Origin of the sequence: Pseudomonas sp. OTU750018 (assembly GCF_011636575.1) — a bacterium.
Lineage (GTDB): Bacteria > Pseudomonadota > Gammaproteobacteria > Pseudomonadales > Pseudomonadaceae > Aquipseudomonas > Aquipseudomonas peli.
In genome coordinates this window covers 255,184-276,767 of the sequence record NZ_JAAPAU010000003.1, presented here as the reverse complement: position 1 = coordinate 276,767, position 21,584 = coordinate 255,184, and the positions used below count along the sequence as shown (strand labels likewise).

Genomic DNA, 21,584 nt, shown 5'->3' with positions numbered 1-21,584 from the left:
AAACTCCCGCAAATAATGGGTCGTGGACCCGAATAAAATCTGCCGCGCATCACGCAGCGGGCCGTACGGTCAGGCAAAGCCTGCCGTACGCTGTGTTTCAGCTTCCGCTTACTGGCCTGACTTGATCTTCGACCAGGCGCGTGTCATCGCACGCTGGATCTTCGGAGGCAGCTCAGCAGAGATGTAGAGACGGTCCAGCACGGCTTGCGCTGGATAGACCGACGGATCATTACGCACTTCCTGGTCCATCAGTTCGCCCGCCTTGAGGTTCGGGTTGGCGTAACCCACATAGTCGCTGACCTTGGCGATCACCGCAGGATCAAGCAAGTAGTTGATGAAGGCATGCGCTTCCTTGACGTTCTTCGCATCGGCCGGAATGGCCATCAGGTCGAACCACAGGTTGGCGCCTTCCTTGGGAATACTGTAGGCAATCTCGATGCCCTTGCCCGCTTCCTCGGCGCGTGCGGCCGCCTGAAACACGTCGCCGGAGTAGCCGAACGCCACACAGATGTCGCCATTGGCCAGGTCGCCGATGTACTTCGAGGAGTGGAAGTAGGTGACGTAAGGACGCACGGCCATCAGCTTGGCTTCGGCTTTCTGATAGTCCTCGGCATTGGTGCTGCGTGGGTCAAGGCCCAGGTAGTTAAGGACGGCCGGGAACATCTCGTCGGGCGAATCCATGAAGGCCACGCCGCAGGCGTTGAGCTTCTTCAGGTTCTCTGGCTCGAAGAGCATGGCCCAGGAGTCGATCTCGTCGACGCCGAGTACTTCTTTGACCTTGGCCACGTTGTAGCCAATGCCATTGGTGCCCCACAGGTACGGCACCGAATACAGGTTGCCAGGATCGTTGACCTCCAGCTGCTTGAGCAGCGCGGGATCAAGGTTATCCCAATTCGGCAGCAGACTGCGGTCGAGCTTCTGGAACGCGCCCGCTTTGATCTGCTTGCCAAGGAAATGGTTGGACGGCACCACGATGTCGTAGCCGGAACGGCCCGCCAGCAGTTTGCCTTCCAGGGTTTCATTGGAGTCGAACACGTCATACATGGCTTTGATGCCAGTAGCCTTCTGGAAGTCGGCCAGGGTGGTTTCGCCGATGTAGTCAGACCAGTTGTAGACATTGACTACGGGTTCAGCGGCTTGCACGGCGCTGATGCTGACGGCGGCGGCCAGCAGGCCAGCCAGAAGTGGGGTACGACGCATAGGAGCTTCCTTATTGTTGTGGGTGAATGCGGCGGAGCAAGCCACCGCACACCGTTAGGGCTATGGCATTACTTACCCGATTTGATCTTGGTCCAGCTGCGGTTCATCGCGCGTTGCGCGTTAGCTGGCAGATCCGGGAAGGTGTAGATCTTGGCCATGGTGGCCGCGTCCGGGTAAATGCCCGGGTCGTTGCGCAGCACTTCGTCAACCAGCGGGGTGGCCGCCGCGTTGCCGTTCGGGAACTGCACGAAGTTGGTGATGTTGGCCATCACATCTGGCTTCATGAGGTAGTTGAGGAACACGTGAGCGGCTTCGACGTTTTTCGCATCAGCCGGGATGGCCATCATGTCGAAGAAGCTACCAGCACCTTCTTTCGGGATGCTGTAGGAGATGTTCACGCCGTTCTTGGCTTCTTCAGCACGGGACTTGGACTGGTACAGGTCGCCCGAGTAGCCGATGGCCACACAGATGTTGCCGTTGGCCAGGTCACCGATGTACTTGGAGCTATGGAAGTAGGAGGTCGAGGAACGGATCGAGAGGAACAGTTCTTCGGCTTTCTTCAGCTCGGCAGCATTGGTGCTATCGGATTTGAAACCCAGGTAGTTGAGGGCTGCCGGGAGGATTTCGGTCGGTGAATCGAGGAAGGACACACCGCAGTCTTTCAGCTTGGCGATGTTTTCTGGTTTGAACACCAGGTCCCAGGAATTGACCGGTGCGTCTTCGCCCAGGGCCGCTTTAACCTTGTCGACGTTGTAACCGATACCGATGGTGCCCCACATGTAAGGGATCGAGTACTGATTACCTGGATCGCTTGGGTCGAGGGCCTTGAGCAGGCTCTTGTCGAGGTTTTCCCAGTTTGGCAGCTTGGACTTGTCCAGCTTCTGGAACACACCGGCCTTGATCTGCTTGGCCAGGAATGGGTTGGACGGTACCACGATGTCGTAACCGGAGCTGCCGGCCAGCAGTTTGGCTTCCAGGGTTTCGTTGCTGTCAAAGACGTCGTAGACGACCTTGATACCAGTTTCCTTCTGGAAGTTGTCGAGGGTGTCTTCTGCGATGTAGTCGGACCAGTTGTAAACGTGCAGGACCTTGTCATCCGCGTGTGCGGCACTCACTACGGCCCCAGCAAGGGACAACGCGAGAAGGGTTTTGCCGAATGTGTTCATGCGTACAGCTCCTGTTGTTGTAGTCGTTTTCCGGAAGATGCGCAGCCATCTGCAGCACCTTCCGGTGAGCCTGACCTACGCATTGGCGCAGTCTGGCAAGGTCACCACCCGTTGACAACTTTCAGACGTAAGCATCTGAAACCAATGGTAATTGAACCTTAAACCAGCACCTCTGCGGCAGTCAGGTCGAGGCATTTACGGGCCTTTTCAACCAGTTCGTCGATTTCCGCGTGGCTGATCACCAGCGGCGGCGAGATGATCATGGTGTCGCCCACGGCGCGCATGATCAGCCCATTATTAAAGCAGTGACCGCGGCAGATCATGCCAACGCCGACATCTCCGGCAAAACGTTGGCGGCTGGCCTTGTCCTGCACCAACTCAATGGCGCCCAACATGCCAACGCCACGCACTTCACCCACCAGCGGGTGATCGGCCAGTTCACGCAAACGCTTTTGCAAATACGGTGCCGTTTCTGCCTTGACGCGCTCAACAATCTTTTCTTCGCGCAGAATGCGCAGGTTTTCCAGCGCAACAGCCGCCGCAACCGGGTGCCCGGAATAAGTGAAACCGTGGTTGAAGTCACCGCCCTGGTTGAGTACCTCGACGATATCGTCGCGCACGATCAGCCCGCCCATGGGGATGTAGCCACTGGTCAGGCCTTTGGCGATGGTCATCATGTGCGGCGTATTACCGAAGTAATCGCTACCGAACCACTCGCCGGTACGACCGAAACCGCAGATCACTTCATCGGCAACAAACAGAATGTCGTACTTGGCGAGGATTTCGCGGATGCGCGGCCAGTAGCTGTCCGGCGGGATGATCACGCCGCCCGCGCCCTGGATCGGCTCGGCAATAAAGGCGGCAACATTCTCTTCGCCGACTTCGAGGATCTTCTGCTCCAGCTGGTCAGCGGCCCAGATACCGAACGCTTCGGGGCTCATATCGCCGCCTTCACCGAACCAGTACGGCTGCGGGATGTGCACGATGCCCGGAATCGGCAGGTCGCCCTGCTCATGCATGTACTTCATGCCGCCCAGGCTGGCGCCAGCCACGGTAGAGCCGTGGTAACCGTTAACCCGGCTGATGATCACCTTCTTGTTTGGCTGCCCCTTGATCGCCCAGTAATGGCGCACCATACGCAGCATGGTGTCGTTGCCTTCCGAACCCGAACCGGTGAAAAACACGTGGTTCATGCCGGCCGGAGCCAGTTCAGAAATCGCCTTGGCCAGCTCCAGCGCGGGCGGCGTGGCGGTCTGGAAGAACATGTTGTAGTAGGGCAGCTCTTGCATCTGTTTCGCGGCGGCGTCTGCCAGTTCCTTGCGACCATAACCAATCGCCACACACCAGAGCCCGGCCATGGCATCGAGGATCTTGTTGCCCTCGCTGTCCCACAGGTACACCCCGTCGGCATTGGTGATGATGCGCGGCCCATTTTCCGCCAGCTGTTTGAAATCGCTGAACGGCGCGAGGTGGTGTTCGCGGCTCATGGCCTGCCACTCGCGGGTTTTCGGGTTGGTCACTTGACTGTTCATAACAACACCTTGATTACACAGGCCGCGTATTGCCGCAGCCCCAGAAAATTCTTGGTGGCGGCTGGTGCAGGGATCACCCACGCCAGCCGCCTGAGGGTTACACCGACAGCAGCAGGAACTCACGTTCCCAGGAGCTGATGACCCGCTTGTAGTTTTCGTGTTCGGCGCGCTTCACCGCGACGTAGCCGCGCATGAATTTTTCACCCAGGAACTTCTCTGCATCCTTACAGGCTTCCATGCGTTCCAGCGCGTGCTCGATAGTGATCGGCAGACGCAGGTTACGGCGCTCGTAAGCACGGCCTTTGACCGGCGCGCTTGGCTTGAAGTCGCCGACCATGCCCATGTAGCCACACAGCAGCGAAGCCGCCAGCACCAGATAAGGGTTGGCGTCGGCACCGGCCAGACGGTTTTCCACACGGCGGTTCTGCGGCGTGGCTTCCGGTACGCGCAGGCCCACGGTGCGATTCTCTTCGCCCCACTCGACGTTCACCGGCGCCGAGGTATCCGGCAGGAAGCGGCGGAACGAGTTGACGTTAGGTGCGAACAGCGGCAGCAGCTCGGGGATGTATTTCTGCAGGCCACCAATGTGCAGCATGAACAGTTCGCTCATGCTGCCATCCGGGTTGGAGAACAGGTTCTTGCCGGTTTTGATGTCAACCACGCTCTGGTGGATGTGCATCGCGCTGCCTGGCTGATCGGTGATCGGCTTGGCCATAAAGGTCGCGGCCACATCGTGCTTGAGCGCCGCTTCACGCATGGTGCGCTTGAACACGGTGATCTGGTCGGCCAGGTGCAGGGCCTCGCCGTGACGGAAGTTAATTTCCATCTGCGCCGGGCCGTCTTCGTGGATCAGCGTGTCGAGGTCCAGGCCCTGGATTTCACACCAGTCGTAGACGTCTTCAAACAGCGGATCGAATTCGTTGGCGGCATCGATGGAAAACGACTGACGGCCCACTTCCGGACGCCCGGAACGGCCCATCGGCGCGACCAGCGGGAAGTCCGGGTCACTGTTGCGTTTGGTCAGGTAGAACTCCATTTCCGGCGCGACGATTGGCTTCCAGCCCTTGTCCGCATAGAGCTTGAGCACATTCTTGAGAATGTTGCGCGGCGACAGCTCGATCGGGTTGCCCTGCTTATCAAAGGTGTCGTGAATCACCATCGCAGTCGGCTCAATGGCCCAGGGCACGAGGAATACGGCGTTCTCGTCCGGGCGGCAGAACATATCGATGTCCGCTTCGTCGAGCAGGTCGTAATAGATGTCGTCCTCGACGTAGTCGCCGGTTACGGTCTGCAGCAGCACACTCTCGGGGAGGCGCATGCCCTTCTCGTCGAGGAACTTGTTGGTCGGCGAAATCTTGCCACGGGCAATGCCGGTAAGATCGCTGATCAGGCATTCAACTTCGGTGATTTTGCGTTCTTTCAGCCAGCTCGAAAGCTGGTCTAATTTGGTGCTCATAGAGACCTCAGGGTTGGTTAGAGCCGACTTATATATAGTCGGCTCAGCGTTGCCCCGCCGTCTTCCTGCAAGCCTCACCAAAGGCCTGGAAGATGGCGAGATAATTCGGGTTGGATCGTACCTGCCATTCAGGGTGCCATTGCACCCCCAATGCGAAGCTTTTGGCACCTTCGACGGAGAAGGCTTCGATCAACCCGTCAGGCGCCAGTGCTTCTACGCGAAGGCCCGGCGCCAGACGCTGAACGCCCTGGCCATGAATGGAATTGACTTGAATCTCGTCCGGCAAGCCGATGCCGGCGAGCAGCCCGCCCGGCTGCACATGCAGCGCGTGACGCAGGCCATATTGCTGTTCTGCGGGCAGGTCACTCGGCTCGCGGTGATCCATCAGCCCTGCAACCTCATGTACACGCTGGTGCAGCGCGCCACCGAAGGCCACATTCATCTCCTGAAAGCCACGGCAAATGCCGAGCACCGGGATACCGGCGGCAATTGCTGCTTTAATCAAGGGAAGGGTTGTACTGTCACGCGCCGGGTCATGGGCGGTGCCGGGTTCGCTGGCGTCGCCAGCGTAGTGGTGCGGTTCGACGTTGGATGGCGAGCCGGTAAAAACCAGGCCATCGAGGTGCTGCAGCAGGTAGGCCTGATCCAGTTGCTCACCCAGTGCAGGAATGATCACTGGCATACCGCCAACCACCTGTACGATGGCCTGCAAGTATTTATCGCCTGCGGTGTGGTAGATGTTGTGCCCGATCTGCTTGGTGCAGGCACTAACGCCGATAATCGGCTGGCGCGACATGAGACACCCGTTTTATTGCTGTTATGGGTTTCGACCGAGCTTAGCCTTGTTCATTTTTTTTCACAATAGTCATGTAAAAAATTGAACACACCCGACTGAGCACCCCGGCAGGCAAGGCTTTGAGGAGGGCTGCACTGCCCTGTAATGCCCTAAAACTGGCCATCGAGCACCCTTTTGGGGCAAAATGCGCCTCTCTTGACAGCACCAGGTGTTTAAGATTGACTCACACCTGTGCAGTTGCATGATTGATATTTTTAACAAAAAAGGTGTTGCATCATGTCGGTACCCCCGCGTGCCGTTCAGCTTAACGAAGCGAACGCGTTCCTTAAGAAACATCCTGAGGTCCTGTTCGTCGACCTTCTGATCGCAGATATGAATGGTGTGGTGCGCGGCAAGCGTATCGAGCGTGCGAGCCTGCATAAGGTTTACGAGCGCGGCATTAATCTCCCGGCGTCCCTATTCGCCCTCGATATCAACGGCTCAACAGTGGAAAGCACTGGCCTGGGTCTGGATATCGGTGACGCTGACCGGGTCTGCTTTCCCATCCCCAACACCCTGAGCAATGAGCCTTGGCAGAAGCGCCCAACTGCGCAACTGTTGATGACCATGCACGAAATGGAAGGCGAGCCGTTCTTTGCCGACCCACGGGAAGTGTTGCGTCAGGTGGTGGCGAAGTTCGACGAACTGGGCCTTACGATTTGCGCAGCCTTTGAACTCGAGTTCTACCTGATCGACCAGGCCAACGTGAACGGCCGGCCGCAGCCACCGCTGTCGCCGCTGTCAGGTAAGCGCCCACAGTCGACCCAGGTGTACCTGATTGACGACCTCGACGAATACGCCGAGTGCCTGCAGGACATCCTTGAAGGCGCCAAAGAGCAGGGCATCCCTGCTGACGCCATCGTCAAGGAAAGCGCCCCGGCCCAGTTCGAGGTGAACCTGCACCACGTGGCAGACCCGATCAAGGCATGCGACCACGCGCTGCTGCTCAAGCGCCTGGTGAAAAACATCGCTTACGACCATGAGATGGACACCACCTTCATGGCCAAGCCGTACCCCAACCAGGCGGGTAACGGTCTGCATGTGCACATTTCGATTCTCGACAAGCAGGGCAACAATATCTTCGCCTGCGATGACCCCGAGCAGAATGACGCCTTGCGCCATGCCATCGGCGGCGTATTGGAAACCATGCCAGCGTCAATGGCGTTCCTCTGCCCGAACGTCAACTCCTACCGTCGTTTCGGCGCGCAGTACTACGTGCCGAACTCACCGTGCTGGGGCATCGACAACCGTACCGTGGCCTTGCGTGTGCCGAACGACACAGCCGACGCGGTGCGCATCGAACATCGCGTTGCCGGTGCCGATGCCAACCCGTACCTGCTGATGTCAGCCGTGCTGGCGGGCGTTCACCATGGCCTGACCAACAAGATCGAGCCAAACGCCCCCGTAGAAGGCAACTCCTACGAGCAGAACGAACAGAGCCTGCCGAACAACCTGCGCGATGCCCTGCGCGAGCTGGACGACAGTGAAGTGCTGGCTCGTTATATCGACCCGAAATACATCGACATCTTCGTCGCCTGTAAGGAAAGCGAGTTGGCCGAGTTTGAAAACTCGATCTCCGACCTCGAATACAACTGGTACTTGCACACGGTTTGATGCAACACCCAACGCCGGCCATTGAGCCGGCGTTTTTTATGGCACTGGCCATTTTATTCCGCGCGCTGCGCAGCCCTGCCGCTTATTCACGCCCCGGCGTGATGACGGGCAGGTTGCGCCGCGCGTTTCAGTTAACGCGACTTCACACTACTCAGGAGACCTCCATGCCTCGCCTGTTTGCCGCATTGCTACTTGCCCTGACGCCCATGCTGGCCAGCGCCGAAGAGGTGATTCGCGTCTACAACTGGAACGACTACATCGCCCCGCAGGTGCTAAAAGACTTCGAGACCGAAACCGGCATCCGCGTCGACTACCACACCTACAGCACCGCTGAAGAGTTGGCGGCGGTGCTGGCAACCGGTGAAGCCATTGATGTTGCCGTGCCGTCGCACGACGCACTGCCAGCGATGATCAAGAACGGCGCCCTGCAACCGCTGGATTTCAGCCTGCTGCCCAACCGCAAACACCTCGACAAGCAGCTGCTCAGCACCCTGGTCGCCCTCGACCCCGCCAATCGTCATGCAGTGCCCTACCTATGGGGTGCGGTCGGGCTGGCAATCAACACGCCGCAGGCCGAAGCAGCCTTTGGCGGCCCACTGCCCAATAGCTGGAGCCTGCTATTTGATGCGGAACAAAGTGCGCGTCTCGCCAGTTGCGGCATCAGCGTGCTGGACGCTCCTGACGAGACCCTGACCCTGCTGCTCAACTATCAGGGCCGCAGCCTGGCGCGCAGCGCGCCGAGCCGCATCGAACGCTCCAGCCGTGTGCTGGATGGACTGCGGCCGAATCTGCGCTACGTCGACAGCGAGCGCTATATCGAGGATCTCAACCAGGGCAAGTTGTGTGTGGCCATGGCCTGGGTCGGTGATGCACTGGCCGCCGCGGATGCCGGGCAGCCAGTGCGCTTTTTAGTGCCGGATGAAGGCTCGATCCTGTTTATCGACAACCTGGTCATTCCCAGCAGCGCCACGCGCGTCGACCTGGCGCATCGCTTTATCGATTACCTGATGCAGCCCAAGGTGGCGGCATTGATCACCGCCGAAACCCTGTACCCCAGTGGCAATGCCGATTCGCGCGAGTTTCTTGACGAAGCCCTGCGCAACCAGCCCGACCTCTACCCGGACCGCGACACCAAACGCCGCTTGCATCCGCTGGAAACCCTGCCAGAAAAGCACAGCGCAACGCGCGACGCCGTGTGGACGCGCTTTCGGGATGGCAGTTGAGTAATGCTAAAAGAGCCCGGGGATGATCCGGGCTCCTGAAAAAGCCGACAGCGACGCGGCCGTTACTTGACCAGCTGACGCCAGGCTTTCAGCGAACCGATGGTCAGCAGCTGCGCCTTGCGCGCCTCTAGCACGTCCGGATCGATCGACTGATTGGCCAGCTCCACCAACTTGTTGAGCTCGCCATACAGGCGATCGACCTCGGGCACCTCCAGCACACTGCGCGCCAGGTCCAACCAAACCAGCAGACGCTCGATACGTGGTAGCTGCTCGGCAAGGTCTTCCGGCTGCTGCACATAACGCCGCAGCTGCAAGGCCTCGCCTTCATCCGCAACCAGAGTCGGCAGCCAGTTGCCCAAGGGCGCTGCACCCTGACGATTGCCCCGGTTGTTCCGCTCCACCGTCCAGCTGCGCGCCAACAACCAGCGCGATAGGTTCAGCGAAAACAGCCCCCAGCGATTACCCTGCAACTCGGCAGCGAACAACGCCGGTGCATTCTTGCGCAGACTGTCATTGTCCTGGCCGGCCAGAACGCGTGGGCGCCACTCCAACAACAGGGCATCCAATAGCTCGCGCAGCGCATGACTGCTGGCGCGCGGCGCCGCCTGGCCCAGACTGCCGAGCAATGCACGCAGACCGATCAGTTGCTCCAGCCAATCGACCAGCAAGCGCCAGTGGCCATTAAAGCGGTACTGTTCGGCCAGGCGCTGGCTGCTGCCCAGCAGGTGCCAGGCCAGTGCCGCAACGCTGTCATCCAGGCTGGTTTGCGCAGTCAGGCTCGGCGCCGGCAGATTCAGGCTATAGCTGCCCGCATCGAACAGGCGATAACCGCGCTCGGCCTTGCTGATATCGCAGGGCATCAACGCCAGGTCGGCCGCCAACTCAGCGGCCAGCTCCAGCAATGCCTCAGGCTCACCCTGGCGCAGCTCAAGCTCCAGCTCGCAGATTTCCTCTTCGCCTTCACCAGCAATCACCTTACCGAGGTCCAGCGCCGCCTCAATCACCACCTTGGCCTTGCCGCGACCCCAGGCGATTTCCGCCTTCTCACGGATAAAGTCCGTGGTGAAGATCGGCATCAGCTGTTTCTTGTCCAGGTCGGACAAGGCCGCCGGCCAGCAGCTGTCATCGAGTTTTTTCAGGTCCAGCTTGGCCTTGGCCAGGTTCCAATCCCACTCATTGCGCTCGGACAAACCGGCCACGCTCTGCCCGCGGGTTTTCAGGGTCTGGATGAACTGCTCGCCGTCACGGCGCACGCGCAGGGCGACCTTGGCCGCCGCGAGGTCACGCTCAGGGGTATCGAAGTACTGATTGAACAGTTCGCGCTGCTCCCAACCACTCTTGTTGCGCTTCTTCAGCAACGGGTGATCACGCAGGGCGGCCAGGGTTTCACGGCTAACCCGCAGTTTGATTTCGGTTTCTTTGTTCATGATGGTGGGAATCAACGCCTACTATGAAATTGTGACAGTCCGATTACATGCGCTGGCGAGCCTGCGGACTGATCCGTATACTTGCCGCCTTCTTAACGCCGGGGTTCACCCTATGCCAGTCAATCCATTTGCCAGCCTGTTTGGCCGTTCACCGATTGGGCCGATGCAAAAACACTTTGCTAAAGCCCACGAGTGCGCAGCCAATCTGGTGCCTTTCTTCGAAGCCGTGATGGTTGAAGATTGGGCCAAGGTGGAACAGGTACAACAGGAAATGGCCAGCCTCGAACATGAGGCCGACAAGCTCAAGAAAAGCGTGCGTTTGCACCTGCCTAAGAGCCTGTTCCTGCCCGTACCGCGCTCGGATCTGCTTGAGCTGCTGAGTGTACAGGACAAAGTCGCCAACCGCGCCAAGGACATCGCCGGCCTTATGCTGGGCCGCGAAATGGCCATTCCACAGGCTCTGCAGCCGCTGATGCGGGCCTTTGTGCAGCGCACTGTAGATGCCAGCGCACAAGCGCTGAAAGCCATGAACGAGCTCGACGAGTTGCTGGAAACCGGCTTCGGTGGCCGTGAAGCGGCGCTGGTCGAATCCATGGTCATGGAGCTGGAACAAATCGAACGCGATACCGACAAGATGCAAATCGAAGTGCGGCGTGCACTGTTCAAACTGGAAAAGGACCTTCCCGCTGTCGATGTGATGTTCCTCTACAAGATCATCGAATGGATCGGCGACGTAGCCGACCGTGCCGAACGTGTCGGCAACCGACTGGAACAACTGCTGGCGCGCTAAGCGCCAGTGTCCTTTCTGGAATCTACGGATTAATTATTTATGTCTCTGATTGCGGACTACGGCCTCGTATTGCTGCTGCTTGCCTGTCTCTTTGGTTTTTTCATGGCCTGGGGTGTGGGCGCCAACGACGTGGCCAACGCCATGGGTACTTCGGTCGGCTCTAAAGCCCTGACCATCAAACAGGCGATCCTGATCGCCATGGTCTTCGAGTTCGCCGGCGCCTACCTTGCCGGCGGTGAGGTGACCGAAACCATCAAGAGCGGCATTGTCGATGCGTCGATGATCAGCCCGGACCTGATGGTGCTGGGCATGATGTCGGCCCTGCTGGCGGCCGGCACCTGGCTGCTGGTGGCGTCGACCAAGGGCTGGCCGGTGTCGACCACTCACTCCATCGTCGGCGCAGTCATCGGCTTCGCAGCCGTTGGTGTGTCCATGGACGCGGTGCACTGGGACGGCGTGGGTCCCATCGTCGCCAGCTGGGTGGTGTCCCCAGTGCTGTCGGGTATCGTTGCCTTTGGCCTGTTCGTCAGCGTACAGAAGCTGATTATCGATACCGATAATCCCTTCCTCAACGCCAAACGCTTCGTGCCGCTGTACATGTTTGCCACCGGCTTCATGGTCAGCATCATGACCCTGACCAAAGGCCTCAAGCACATTGGCCTGGACCTCTCCACGACCGAGGGCTTCTTCCTGTCGCTCGGCGTCGGTGGCCTGATCATGCTGCTGGGCATCGTCCTGCTTAGCCGGATCAAGATCGATGTCGAAGCAGACAAAGACTTCCACTACGCCAGCGTGGAGAAAGTCTTCGCCGTGCTGATGATCTTCACCGCATGCGCCATGGCCTTCGCCCACGGCTCCAACGACGTAGCCAACGCCGTAGGCCCACTGGCGGCCATTGTCGGGGTGATCCAGTCCGGTGGCGAAATGGCCGTTGGCGCCAAATCGGCCGTACCCGGCTGGGTATTGCTGCTCGGCGCCGTGGGTATCGTCATTGGCCTAGCCACCTACGGCTACAAGGTGATCGCGACCATCGGCAAGGAAATCACCGAGCTGACCCCAAGCCGTGGTTTTGCCGCTGAACTGGCCACCGCCACCACCGTGGTTGGCGCCTCGGCCATCGGCCTGCCGGTGTCCACCACCCACACCCTGGTCGGCGCGGTACTCGGTGTCGGCCTGGCGCGCGGCATTGGCGCGCTGAACCTTGGCGTGATTGGCAAGATCTTTATGTCCTGGCTGATCACCCTGCCCGTGGGTGCTGCGCTGTCGATTCTGTTCTTCTACATCCTGCGCGGCGTTTTCCTCTAAACACCCGCTGCACGGTTTTATCTGCGCAGGCGATGGCCCTATGATGGGCCTCGCTTGCGGAGATGACCGATGCCCCTGCCTTCTTTCAAAGACCAATTCGCCGCCCTGATCGCCGCGCCATCGGTGAGCTGTACCCAGGCGCATTGGGACCAGTCCAACCGCGCCGTTATTGAGCTGCTAGCAAGCTGGCTCGGCGACCTCGGTTTCGCCTGCGATGTGCAGCAAGTCGCCCACGGCAAATTCAATCTGCTTGCCAGCTACGGCTCTGGTCCAGGCGGCCTGGTGCTGGCCGGGCACAGCGACACCGTGCCGTTCGACGCCGCGCTGTGGCAAACCGACCCGCTCAAGCTCACCGAAGTCGATGGCCGCTGGGTGGGCCTCGGCAGTTGCGACATGAAGGGCTTTTTCGCCCTGATCATCGAAGCCGTGCAACCCTTGCTGACGCAGCCTTTCCAGCAGCCGCTGCTGATTCTCGCCACCTGCGATGAAGAAAGCTCGATGTCCGGGGCCCGCGCCCTTGCGCAAGCCGGACAGCCGCTGGGCCGTGCGGCAGTGATCGGCGAGCCGACCGGCCTCAAGCCCATCCGCCTGCACAAGGGCATTATGATGGAGCGCATCGATATTCTTGGGCAAAGCGGCCACTCTTCAGACCCGAGCCTCGGCCACAGCGCCCTGGAAGCCATGCAGGACGTGATGATCGAGCTGCGCGGCCTGCGTGCGCAGTGGCAGCGCGAGTACAACAATCCGCAATTCAGCGTGCCCACGCCGACCCTGAACTTCGGCTGCATCCACGGCGGCGACAACCCCAACCGCATCTGTGGTCAGTGCTCGCTGGAATTCGACCTGCGCCCGCTGCCGGGCATGCAGCCAGAAGCCCTGCGCGCGGCAATCCGGCAGAAGCTGCAACCGTTAGCTGAGCAGCATCAGGTGAAGATCGATTTCGCCCCGCTGTTTCCCAGCGTGCCGCCCTTCGAGCAAAACGCCGACAGTGAGCTGGTGCGCATTGCCGAGCGCCTGACCGGACACAGCGCCACAGCGGTGGCATTTGCCACCGAAGCGCCTTATCTTCAGCAGCTTGGCTGCGAAACCCTGGTGCTCGGCCCTGGCGATATCGACTGCGCCCACCAGCCTGGCGAGTACCTGGAAATGTCACGTTTGCAGCCTACTGTGCGTCTGCTGCAACAGCTGATCGAACACTACTGCCTGCAAACCAAACAACCTGAGTCATCCGGAGGAGAGAACGCGTGAAGCTGCCCCAACTGCGACGATAAAACCGCTGCTCTCGGCTGCCGCCTGGCGCGACCTTGCGCTCTTCCCATGCGTTCCGTATTCGACACAGGTTCTTCAAGCAATGCACGACCACGTCAACTGGCTCCGCCACGCTTCGCCCTATATCAATGCCCACCGTGACTGCACCTTTGTGGTGATGCTGCCGGGCGAGGGTGTTGCCCACCCGAATTTCGGCAATATCGTCCACGACCTAGTGCTGCTGCACAGCCTCGGCGTACGCCTGGTACTGGTGCACGGCTCGCGCCCGCAGATCGAAGCACGCCTGGCCAATAACGGCCTGACTCCACGCTTTCACCGTGACCTGCGGATCACCGACAGCCCGACCCTGGAATGCGTGATCGATGCCGTCGGCCAGCTGCGCATCGCCATCGAAGCACGCCTATCGATGGACATGGCACGCTCGCCGATGCAGGGCTCGCGCCTGCGCATTACTAGCGGCAACTTCGTCACTGCGCGGCCGATTGGCGTGGTCGATGGCGTCGACTATCACCACACCGGCGAAGTTCGCCGCATCGACCGCAAAGGCATCAATCGCCAGCTGGATGAGCGCAGCATCGTGCTGCTGTCGCCGCTGGGTTACTCACCGACCGGTGAGATCTTCAACCTCGCCTGCGAAGACGTCGCCACCCGCGCCGCCATCGACCTGGACGCCGACAAGCTGCTGCTGTTCGGCGCCGAGTGCGGCCTGCTCGACGAAGCCGGCAAACTGGTGCGTGAACTGCGCCCGCAGCAAGTGCCCGCGCACTTGCTGCGCCTGGGCAGCAGCTACCAGGCTGAACTGCTGGATGCCGCCGCCGAAGCCTGCAAAGCCGGAGTACGCCGCAGCCATATCGTCAGTTATGCGGAAGACGGGGCACTGCTTAGCGAACTGTTCACCCGCACCGGCAACGGCACTCTGGTGGCGCAGGAGCAGTTTGAATCGCTGCGCGAAGCGACCATCGAGGATGTTGGCGGCCTGATGGAACTGATCACCCCGCTGGAAGACCAAGGCATTCTGGTGCGCCGCTCACGCGAGGTGCTGGAGCGTGAGATTGAGCAGTTCAGCATTGTTGAACGTGAAGGGCTGATCATCGCCTGCGCCGCGCTGTACCAGATTGCCGACTCGGATTTCGGCGAGCTGGCATGCCTGGCGGTCAACCCGGCCTACCGCCATGGCGGACGCGGTGATGAATTGCTCGAACGCATCGAAGAACGCGCCCGCGCCCAGGGCCTGAAGACCCTGTTCGTACTCACCACGCGCACCGCGCATTGGTTCCGCGAACGCGGCTTTATGCCCAGCAGCGTCGACCGCCTGCCGGCTGCGCGCGCCTCGCTGTACAACTACCAGCGCAACTCGCAGGTGTTTGAAAAGGCGCTCTGAACGAACTGTGGTGGAAATTGAAAAGGGCGCTTAGAGCGCCCTTTTTGGTAGATGGGGTGGCAGATAGAGACTGAGATAGGCATCGAACACCCGCATGCCTTCCTCAGCCATGCGCGGCGTGATGGCGCCGTGCAGCTGCACCGAGCGGGCATAAACGCGGTCGCCCAGCTCCATGGCCAGGGCGAACACATCGACATCCTCCGGCAGCTGCGGCAACGGGAAGTGGTGATCGAACAACTGCTGCATCAACTGGCCCAGCTCGATATCGTGCTGACGGTCCGCCTGGGTGACTTCGGCCAGGCCGTGCTGCGCCAAAATCAACTGGCGCGCGGCGGCATCGGCGGCATAGATCGCCAGCATGCGCTGCTCCACTAAACGCGACAGGTCACGCCAATCGCGCAGTTGCGCATGTTCAATCGGTTGCTGCAGGCAGGCGCGAAACGCGCTGTGGATATCCGCAGTCAGCCCTTCCAGCAACGCCGGTACGCTGGCGAAAAAGTGGTACACCGAAGACGGCGGAATTTGCGCGCGCTCAGCCACGCTGTAGATCGACAGGCTGGCCACACCCTGCTCGGCCAGCAACTCACGGGCAGCAGCCAGAATGCCGGCGATGCGGCTCTGACTACTGGCGCGGGGTTTGCGGGCTACAGGTGAGCGTGACATGGCGAGACTCGGAGCAAGGAAATAGGGCAGATGACATTTCGCCGCCTACCCTACACCGAACCCATAGCCCGGATAAAATCCGGGAACGCTTTTCATGGCAAGAAATGCTGCGAATGACCTCCCGCATAGCGGGAGCCATACGAGGTAGATCAGGGTAAATAGGGTGGATAACGCTTTTTTCATCCACCGATGCCGCGGTGGATGGGTGGAGCGTCCGCTAGGAGCTCCGCCCACCCCAGGACTTAGGCGCGCGCGCCGCGCACCCCTTCAGCCAACGCCGCACACAGGCTCAGCACACCGTCTACAGCCAGCTCGTCGCTGCTGGCATTGGCGATCTGGTCGATCAATGCCGAACCGACCACCACGCCTTCGGCCAGACGTGCGATGGTCGCCGCATGTTCCGGAGTGCGAATGCCGAAGCCGATGCACAGCGGCAGGTCAGTGTGGCGACGCAGGCGGGTGACCGCTTGTTCTACGTGGTCCAGGGTGGCTGAGCCGGCACCGGTCACACCGGCAACCGACACGTAGTAGACAAAGCCAGAGCTGCCGTTCAGCACTTTCGGCAGGCGTTTGTCGTCGGTGGTCGGGGTGGTCAGACGGATAAAGTCCAGGCCAGCAGCCTGCGCTGGGTCGCACAGGTCAGAGTTATGCTCGGGCGGCAGGTCGACCACGATCAAGCCATCGACGCCGGCGTCTTTGGCTTCGGCAATAAACCGCGCCACGCCGTATTTGTGGATTGGGTTGAAGTAGCCCATCAGCACCAGCGGGGTGACCTGCTCGCCTTCGCGGAACTCACGAACCATCTGCAGGGTTTTCGCCAGGTCCTGACCGTTGTCCAAGGCGCGAATATTGGCCAGTTGTATCGCCGGGCCATCGGCCATTGGATCGGTGAAGGGCATACCCAGCTCAATCACATCCGCGCCGGCGGCAGGCAGGCCCTTGAGGATCGCCAGCGAGGCATCGTAGTTCGGGTCGCCGCCGGTGACGAAGGTCACCAGGGCGGCGCGGTTCTGTTCTTTCAGCTCGGCAAAGCGGCTCTGCAGGCGGCTCATGCGTGCTTCTCCTGTTGTTCCATGTGGTGCACGATGGTTTGCATGTCCTTGTCGCCGCGCCCGGAAAGGTTAATCACCATCAGGTGATCCTTGGGCAGCTTCGGCGCACGCTTGAACACTTCCGCCAGGGCGTGAGCGGTTTCCAGGGCCGGGATGATGCCCTCCTGGCGGCAGCAGATGTGGAAAGCTTCGAGGGCTTCAGTGTCGGTCACCGAGGTGTACTCAACGCGGCCCACTTCATGCAACCAGGCGTGTTCCGGGCCGATGCCGGGGTAGTCCAGGCCAGCGGAAATCGAATGGGCGTCGATGATCTGGCCGTCGTCGCTCTGCAGCAGGAAGGTACGGTTACCGTGCAGCACGCCCGGTACACCGCCGTTGAGGCTGGCCGCGTGTTTGCCGGTTTCGATGCCGTGGCCAGCCGCTTCCACGCCGATGATCTTCACGTCTTTGTCATCGAGGAAGGGGTGGAACAGGCCGATGGCATTCGAGCCACCGCCGATGCAGGCGATCAAGCTGTCCGGCAGGCGACCTTCCTGGGCGAGCATCTGGTCGCGGGTTTCCTTGCCGATTACGGCCTGGAAGTCACGGACCATCGCCGGGTACGGGTGCGGGCCGGCCACAGTGCCGATCATGTAGAAGGTGGTGTCGACGTTGGTCACCCAGTCACGCAGGGCTTCGTTCATCGCATCTTTCAAGGTGCCAGTACCGGCGACTACAGGCACCACGGTGGCGCCCATCAGCTTCATGCGCAGTACGTTGGCGTTCTGCCGATGGATGTCGGTGCTACCCATGAAGATCACGCATTCCATGCCAAACCGTGCGGCGACGGTGGCAGTGGCAACGCCGTGCATGCCGGCGCCGGTCTCGGCGATGATGCGTTTTTTGCCCATGCGCTTGGCCAACAGCACCTGGCCGATGCAGTTGTTGATCTTGTGCGCGCCGGTGTGGTTCAGCTCTTCACGCTTGAAGTAGATCTTCGCGCCGCCGCACATCTCGGTCAGGCGCTCGGCGAAATACAGCGGGCTGGGACGGCCGACGAAATCACGCTGGAAGTACGCCAGCTCTTTCTGGAACTCGGGGTCGAGCTTGGCTTTCTCGTACTCATCGGCCAGGTCGTGGATCAGCGGCATCAAGGTTTCAGCGACGTATTGGCCGCCGAACGAGCCGAACAGGCCGTTGGCATCAGGACCAGCGCGGAAGGAAGTCATGGCGTTCTCCTCAGAAAATTCGGGCGCGCTTGGCAGGCCATCGGCCTGCTTCTACGGCAATGGACACAGGATAAAGCTGTGGCGTGCGCGGCAAAAGCGATAAGATTGCCGAAACCTGTTAGGAAAACTCACAGATGAGTCAAGACCTTCCGCCACTTAATGCCTTGCGCGCCTTCGAAGCGGCTGCCCGATTGAACAGCGTCAGCCAGGCAGCTAACGAACTGAACGTCACTCATGGCGCAGTCAGCCGCCAAGTGCGCAGCCTGGAAGAGCACCTGGGCGTGGCCTTGTTCAGCAAGGAAGGTCGTGGCCTTAAACTCACAGATGCGGGCATTCGTCTGCGCGATGTCAGCGCCGAACTGTTCAACCGCCTGCGCAGCACCTGCGCCGAACTGCAGCAGGGGCAGGCCGATGCGCCGTTTGTGCTGGCCTGCCCGGGCAGCCTGTTGGCGCGCTGGTTTATTCCGCGCCTAGACCGGCTCAACCGCGAGCTGCCAGAACTGCGCCTGCAGCTGTCCGCCAGCGAAGGTGACCTGGACCCGCGCCGCAGCGGGGTGGACGCTACGCTGTGGTTCGCCGAACCGCCGTGGCCGGCGGATATGCAGGTGTTCGAGCTGGCCGCCGAGCGCATCGGCCCGGTGCTCAGCCCGCGTTATGCGCAGTTCGCAGCACTGCATCAGGCTGCCGCCGCCGCCCTGCTCGGCGAACCCTTGCTGCACACCAGCTCGCGCCCGCAAGCCTGGCCCAGCTGGGCCGCCAGTAACGGGCTGGATTCCAGCGCGCTGAAGCTCGGCCAGGGTTTCGAGCATCTTTATTACTTGTTGGAAGCCGCCGCGGCAGGCCTCGGCGTGGCCATCGCACCGCAGCAACTGGTCGCCGATGATCTGACCGCCGGTCGCCTGGTCGCGCCCTGGGGCTTTGTCGAAACCAGCGCACGCTTGGCGCTTTGGGTGCCAATACGCAGCCGCAATAACCGCGCCGAACGCCTGGCACAGTGGCTGCGCAAGGAGCTGGAGCGCTAGCAGCAGTCACCGGCAAACGGGCAGACCAAGTGCGACTAATCTGAACTTTAGCGTTCAGGGGTGGGACTCAACTAGATGACCCACCTGTTCAACCACCTGGGAGAGCTGCAATGTCCGATCATCACACCTACAAGAAAATCGAAATCGTCGGTTCCTCGAAAGTCAGCATCGAAGATGCCATCGAAAATGCCCTGGCCGAATGCGCCAAGTCGGTGCGTAACATGGACTGGTTCGAGGTAGTGGAAACCCGCGGGCACATCGTGGATGGCAAGGTCGGTCATTACCAGGTCACCCTGAAAATCGGCTTCCGCCTGAGCAATAGCTGAGTCCATAGGCATGCGGTCATGCCACACATGGCCGCCGATCCACCCACCCCACGCACATTGCCCCTTGGAATCTGCAGAATAAGCCCCACTATCTAACTCAGGTATTGGCGCTTTGTGGCGCCCGAACACACGGATAACCCACAGGCAGCCCGATGAGCGCACTCGCACAGAGCAAATTCTCCACCCTGGACCTCGCCCCGATTCGCGATGACGGCAACGCCGCCCAGGCTCTGCACAACTCCCTGGCGCTGGCGCAGCATGTCGAACGCCTGGGCTTCGAGCGTTTCTGGGTGGCCGAACACCACAATATGGATGGCATCGCCAGTTCAGCCACCGCCGTGCTGCTCGGCTACCTAGCAGCTGGTACATCGAAGATTCGTCTGGGCTCCGGCGGGGTAATGCTGCCCAACCACGCGCCGTTGGTGATCGCCGAGCAGTTCGGCACCCTGGCCACGCTCTATCCCGGCCGCATCGAGCTGGGTCTGGGCCGTGCGCCGGGGGCCGATCACTTCACCGCCCAGGCGCTGCGCCGCGACCGGATTGGCAACGCCGATGACTTCCCGGCGGATGTTGCAGAGCTGCAGCGCTACCTTGGGCCGCGCACGCCGGATCAGCGGGTGATCGCCATGCCTGGCAGCGACACCAATGTGCCAATCTGGCTGCTCGGCTCCAGCCTGTTCAGCGCCCAGCTGGCTGGCGAGAGGGGCCTGCCTTACGCCTTCGCCTCGCACTTCGCGCCGCGCTATATGCATGAGGCGATTCGCGTCTACCGCAATCACTTCAAGCCCTCTGAGGTGCTCGACAAACCCTATGTAATGCTCGGCGTACCGCTGATCGCTGCCGACACAGATGAACAGGCTGAATACCTGGCCACCTCGGCCTACCAGCGCATCCTAGCGCTGATTCGCGGCCAGAGCCTGGTGCAGAGACCGCCCGTTACCAGCATGCAGGGCTTGTGGTTGCCGCATGAAAAAGAAGCGGTGAGCAGCTTCCTCGGCATGGCGATGATCGGCGGCCCGGAGAAGGTGCGCGCACGCCTGGAAGTGCTACTGGAACAGACCGGTGCCGATGAACTGATTTTCACCTGCGACCTGTACGACTTTGCCGACCGACTGCATGCATTCGAGCTGGTCGCGCAACTGCGTTAACCGACTGCCAGGACTTATTTTTCGAACTTGTGCCACCTCAGCCTGCTCTCAACCTTGTAACCCACGCACTGGAGAACTCGGATGAAGAAGACAGCATCAGCCCACTGGCAAGGTGGCATCAAGGACGGCAAAGGTACGATCTCGACCCAGAGCGGCGCCCTGAAAAGCGCGCCCTATGGCTTCAACACCCGCTTCGAAGATCAGCCGGGCACCAACCCGGAGGAACTGCTGGGCGCCGCTCACGCCGGCTGCTTTTCCATGGCGCTGTCAAAGGAGCTAGGCGAAGCCGGAATGACCGCTGAGAGTATCGACACACAAGCGGAAGTCACCCTGGACAAAGCCGACGGCGGTTTTTCCATCACCGCCGTGCATCTGACGCTCAAGGCGCGCATCCCCGGCGCCGACCGCGCGGCCTTCGAGAAAGCCGTAGAAACCGCCAAGAACGGCTGTCCGGTGTCCAAGGTGCTGAACGCCGAGATCACCCTAGAAGCAGTGCTCGACAGCTGATCAGAATGTACCGCAGCGCATGACCTTACCGCGCGCCAGCACATTGCGTTGCTCGTCATACAGCCAGGCCTGCGCTTTCATCTGCATGGGCCTGGCTTCCAGCCGGTAGCGTTGGCCGGCCACGAAATTGTCATGCCGCACGCGAACTTCACAGGTCACCTGACGCGGCTCATAGGCCCCATCCAGGCCACCACCGCTGTTTACCTCGAACTGAAAGCGCGCCTGCAGCTCATGAGCACCAGCAGGCACCTGGAAGTAACGACCATCGTTGAGGCGCTGGCCATCAAGGCGATCGGCCATCAGCAGGGTGCCGGCATTACTGCGCAGGTCCACCCAAGCCTGGCTCGGATCAGGCGCAGGCACGGGAGAGGCGCAGGCGCTGAGCACCAGCACACCGCCAAGCAAAGCCAGGTAACGCATGGGACACCTCCATAAATCGCAACGACAGTTAGCCTACGCC

20 protein-coding genes are annotated in these 21,584 nt (G+C 60.7%); 10 read left to right on the top strand and 10 right to left on the bottom strand.

Annotated features, from left to right (window positions below; all coding sequences use genetic code 11):
- Window positions 1-108: 108 nt before the first annotated feature.
- From HCI85_RS16780 to HCI85_RS16760, 5 genes are all read right to left on the bottom strand, one after another.
- Window positions 109-1,200: a polyamine ABC transporter substrate-binding protein gene (locus tag HCI85_RS16780; RefSeq protein WP_167146204.1), complete on the bottom strand. Its 1,092-nt coding sequence runs from the start codon at window positions 1,198-1,200 to the stop codon at window positions 109-111.
- Between the two features lie 68 nt (window positions 1,201-1,268).
- Window positions 1,269-2,366, bottom strand: coding sequence for an extracellular solute-binding protein (locus HCI85_RS16775; RefSeq protein ID WP_090254529.1), 1,098 nt, complete (start codon window positions 2,364-2,366; stop codon window positions 1,269-1,271).
- Between the two features lie 158 nt (window positions 2,367-2,524).
- A complete protein-coding gene (locus HCI85_RS16770; RefSeq protein WP_167146202.1) occupies window positions 2,525-3,898 on the bottom strand; it encodes an aspartate aminotransferase family protein in 1,374 nt (457 codons plus the stop codon).
- Window positions 3,899-3,995: 97 nt separating this feature from the next.
- A complete protein-coding gene (locus HCI85_RS16765; RefSeq protein ID WP_090254525.1) occupies window positions 3,996-5,354 on the bottom strand; it encodes a glutamine synthetase family protein in 1,359 nt (452 codons plus the stop codon).
- 43 nt (window positions 5,355-5,397) lie between these two features.
- Complete coding sequence (locus HCI85_RS16760) at window positions 5,398-6,150, bottom strand: gamma-glutamyl-gamma-aminobutyrate hydrolase family protein (RefSeq protein WP_160086605.1); 753 nt, start codon at window positions 6,148-6,150, stop codon at window positions 5,398-5,400.
- A gap of 276 nt (window positions 6,151-6,426) precedes the next feature.
- Between HCI85_RS16760 and HCI85_RS16755 the strand changes: the two genes are divergently transcribed.
- Together HCI85_RS16755 and HCI85_RS16750 are read left to right on the top strand one after the other, a co-directional pair.
- Window positions 6,427-7,803, top strand: a complete 1,377-nt coding sequence (locus tag HCI85_RS16755; RefSeq protein WP_090254520.1) for a glutamine synthetase family protein — start codon at window positions 6,427-6,429, stop codon at window positions 7,801-7,803.
- Between the two features lie 164 nt (window positions 7,804-7,967).
- Complete coding sequence (locus HCI85_RS16750; protein ID WP_167146200.1) at window positions 7,968-9,026, top strand: polyamine ABC transporter substrate-binding protein; 1,059 nt, start codon at window positions 7,968-7,970, stop codon at window positions 9,024-9,026.
- Between the two features lie 62 nt (window positions 9,027-9,088).
- Here the strand turns inward: HCI85_RS16750 and HCI85_RS16745 are convergent, their stop codons facing one another.
- The gene (locus HCI85_RS16745; RefSeq protein ID WP_167146197.1) at window positions 9,089-10,453 is read right to left on the bottom strand and encodes a CYTH domain-containing protein; all 1,365 of its coding nucleotides are present in this window, start codon (window positions 10,451-10,453) and stop codon (window positions 9,089-9,091) included.
- Window positions 10,454-10,565: 112 nt separating this feature from the next.
- Between HCI85_RS16745 and HCI85_RS16740 the strand changes: the two genes are divergently transcribed.
- From HCI85_RS16740 to argA, 4 genes are all read left to right on the top strand, one after another.
- Window positions 10,566-11,243: a TIGR00153 family protein gene (locus HCI85_RS16740; protein ID WP_160014094.1), complete on the top strand. Its 678-nt coding sequence runs from the start codon at window positions 10,566-10,568 to the stop codon at window positions 11,241-11,243.
- Window positions 11,244-11,282: 39 nt separating this feature from the next.
- Window positions 11,283-12,548, top strand: coding sequence for an inorganic phosphate transporter (locus tag HCI85_RS16735; RefSeq protein WP_160086599.1), 1,266 nt, complete (start codon window positions 11,283-11,285; stop codon window positions 12,546-12,548).
- 69 nt (window positions 12,549-12,617) lie between these two features.
- On the top strand, window positions 12,618-13,796 hold the full coding sequence (argE, locus tag HCI85_RS16730) for an acetylornithine deacetylase (protein WP_167146195.1): 1,179 nt from the start codon (window positions 12,618-12,620) through the stop codon (window positions 13,794-13,796).
- 103 nt (window positions 13,797-13,899) lie between these two features.
- Window positions 13,900-15,198, top strand: coding sequence for an amino-acid N-acetyltransferase (argA, locus tag HCI85_RS16725; RefSeq protein ID WP_090254507.1), 1,299 nt, complete (start codon window positions 13,900-13,902; stop codon window positions 15,196-15,198).
- A 30-nt stretch (window positions 15,199-15,228) separates the two neighbouring features.
- Here argA and HCI85_RS16720 read toward each other — a convergent pair whose 3' ends face one another.
- The 3 genes from HCI85_RS16720 to trpB form a co-directional block, all read right to left on the bottom strand.
- A complete protein-coding gene (locus HCI85_RS16720) occupies window positions 15,229-15,861 on the bottom strand; it encodes a TetR/AcrR family transcriptional regulator (protein ID WP_167146193.1) in 633 nt (210 codons plus the stop codon).
- A 242-nt stretch (window positions 15,862-16,103) separates the two neighbouring features.
- Window positions 16,104-16,913, bottom strand: a complete 810-nt coding sequence (trpA, locus tag HCI85_RS16715) for a tryptophan synthase subunit alpha (protein ID WP_167146191.1) — start codon at window positions 16,911-16,913, stop codon at window positions 16,104-16,106.
- Entirely contained in the window at window positions 16,910-18,121 is a 1,212-nt protein-coding gene (gene trpB, locus HCI85_RS16710) for a tryptophan synthase subunit beta (RefSeq protein ID WP_090254501.1), read from the bottom strand. The genes trpA and trpB overlap by 4 nt, the downstream gene beginning before the upstream one ends.
- 134 nt (window positions 18,122-18,255) lie before the next feature.
- Here trpB and HCI85_RS16705 point away from each other — a divergent pair, with 134 nt between their 5' ends.
- The 4 genes from HCI85_RS16705 to HCI85_RS16690 all read left to right on the top strand — a co-directional run bounded on the left by HCI85_RS16705 (window position 18,256) and on the right by HCI85_RS16690 (window position 21,124).
- On the top strand, window positions 18,256-19,143 hold the full coding sequence (locus HCI85_RS16705; RefSeq protein WP_167146189.1) for a LysR family transcriptional regulator: 888 nt from the start codon (window positions 18,256-18,258) through the stop codon (window positions 19,141-19,143).
- A gap of 110 nt (window positions 19,144-19,253) precedes the next feature.
- The gene (locus HCI85_RS16700; RefSeq protein ID WP_090254497.1) at window positions 19,254-19,469 is read left to right on the top strand and encodes a dodecin; all 216 of its coding nucleotides are present in this window, start codon (window positions 19,254-19,256) and stop codon (window positions 19,467-19,469) included.
- 152 nt (window positions 19,470-19,621) lie between these two features.
- A complete protein-coding gene (locus HCI85_RS16695; RefSeq protein ID WP_167146187.1) occupies window positions 19,622-20,617 on the top strand; it encodes an LLM class flavin-dependent oxidoreductase in 996 nt (331 codons plus the stop codon).
- 81 nt (window positions 20,618-20,698) lie between these two features.
- On the top strand, window positions 20,699-21,124 hold the full coding sequence (locus HCI85_RS16690) for an OsmC family protein (RefSeq protein WP_090254493.1): 426 nt from the start codon (window positions 20,699-20,701) through the stop codon (window positions 21,122-21,124).
- Here HCI85_RS16690 and HCI85_RS16685 read toward each other — a convergent pair whose 3' ends face one another.
- Window positions 21,125-21,544, bottom strand: a complete 420-nt coding sequence (locus HCI85_RS16685; protein WP_167146185.1) for a PA0061/PA0062 family lipoprotein — start codon at window positions 21,542-21,544, stop codon at window positions 21,125-21,127. It lies immediately after the preceding gene.
- Window positions 21,545-21,584 lie beyond the last annotated feature (40 nt).

Bases quoted from the DNA above. Each gene is read 5' to 3' on its own strand.
- HCI85_RS16780 (WP_167146204.1), bottom strand. From the start codon at position 1,200: ATGCGTCGTACCCCACTTCTGGCTGGCCTGCTGGCCGCCGCCGTCAGC.
- HCI85_RS16775 (WP_090254529.1), bottom strand. From the start codon at position 2,366: ATGAACACATTCGGCAAAACCCTTCTCGCGTTGTCCCTTGCTGGGGCC.
- HCI85_RS16770 (WP_167146202.1), bottom strand. From the start codon at position 3,898: ATGAACAGTCAAGTGACCAACCCGAAAACCCGCGAGTGGCAGGCCATG.
- HCI85_RS16765 (WP_090254525.1), bottom strand. From the start codon at position 5,354: ATGAGCACCAAATTAGACCAGCTTTCGAGCTGGCTGAAAGAACGCAAA.
- HCI85_RS16760 (WP_160086605.1), bottom strand. From the start codon at position 6,150: ATGTCGCGCCAGCCGATTATCGGCGTTAGTGCCTGCACCAAGCAGATC.
- HCI85_RS16755 (WP_090254520.1), top strand. From the start codon at position 6,427: ATGTCGGTACCCCCGCGTGCCGTTCAGCTTAACGAAGCGAACGCGTTC.
- HCI85_RS16750 (WP_167146200.1), top strand. From the start codon at position 7,968: ATGCCTCGCCTGTTTGCCGCATTGCTACTTGCCCTGACGCCCATGCTG.
- HCI85_RS16745 (WP_167146197.1), bottom strand. From the start codon at position 10,453: ATGAACAAAGAAACCGAAATCAAACTGCGGGTTAGCCGTGAAACCCTG.
- HCI85_RS16740 (WP_160014094.1), top strand. From the start codon at position 10,566: ATGCCAGTCAATCCATTTGCCAGCCTGTTTGGCCGTTCACCGATTGGG.
- HCI85_RS16735 (WP_160086599.1), top strand. From the start codon at position 11,283: ATGTCTCTGATTGCGGACTACGGCCTCGTATTGCTGCTGCTTGCCTGT.
- argE (WP_167146195.1), top strand. From the start codon at position 12,618: ATGCCCCTGCCTTCTTTCAAAGACCAATTCGCCGCCCTGATCGCCGCG.
- argA (WP_090254507.1), top strand. From the start codon at position 13,900: ATGCACGACCACGTCAACTGGCTCCGCCACGCTTCGCCCTATATCAAT.
- HCI85_RS16720 (WP_167146193.1), bottom strand. From the start codon at position 15,861: ATGTCACGCTCACCTGTAGCCCGCAAACCCCGCGCCAGTAGTCAGAGC.
- trpA (WP_167146191.1), bottom strand. From the start codon at position 16,913: ATGAGCCGCCTGCAGAGCCGCTTTGCCGAGCTGAAAGAACAGAACCGC.
- trpB (WP_090254501.1), bottom strand. From the start codon at position 18,121: ATGACTTCCTTCCGCGCTGGTCCTGATGCCAACGGCCTGTTCGGCTCG.
- HCI85_RS16705 (WP_167146189.1), top strand. From the start codon at position 18,256: ATGAGTCAAGACCTTCCGCCACTTAATGCCTTGCGCGCCTTCGAAGCG.
- HCI85_RS16700 (WP_090254497.1), top strand. From the start codon at position 19,254: ATGTCCGATCATCACACCTACAAGAAAATCGAAATCGTCGGTTCCTCG.
- HCI85_RS16695 (WP_167146187.1), top strand. From the start codon at position 19,622: ATGAGCGCACTCGCACAGAGCAAATTCTCCACCCTGGACCTCGCCCCG.
- HCI85_RS16690 (WP_090254493.1), top strand. From the start codon at position 20,699: ATGAAGAAGACAGCATCAGCCCACTGGCAAGGTGGCATCAAGGACGGC.
- HCI85_RS16685 (WP_167146185.1), bottom strand. From the start codon at position 21,544: ATGCGTTACCTGGCTTTGCTTGGCGGTGTGCTGGTGCTCAGCGCCTGC.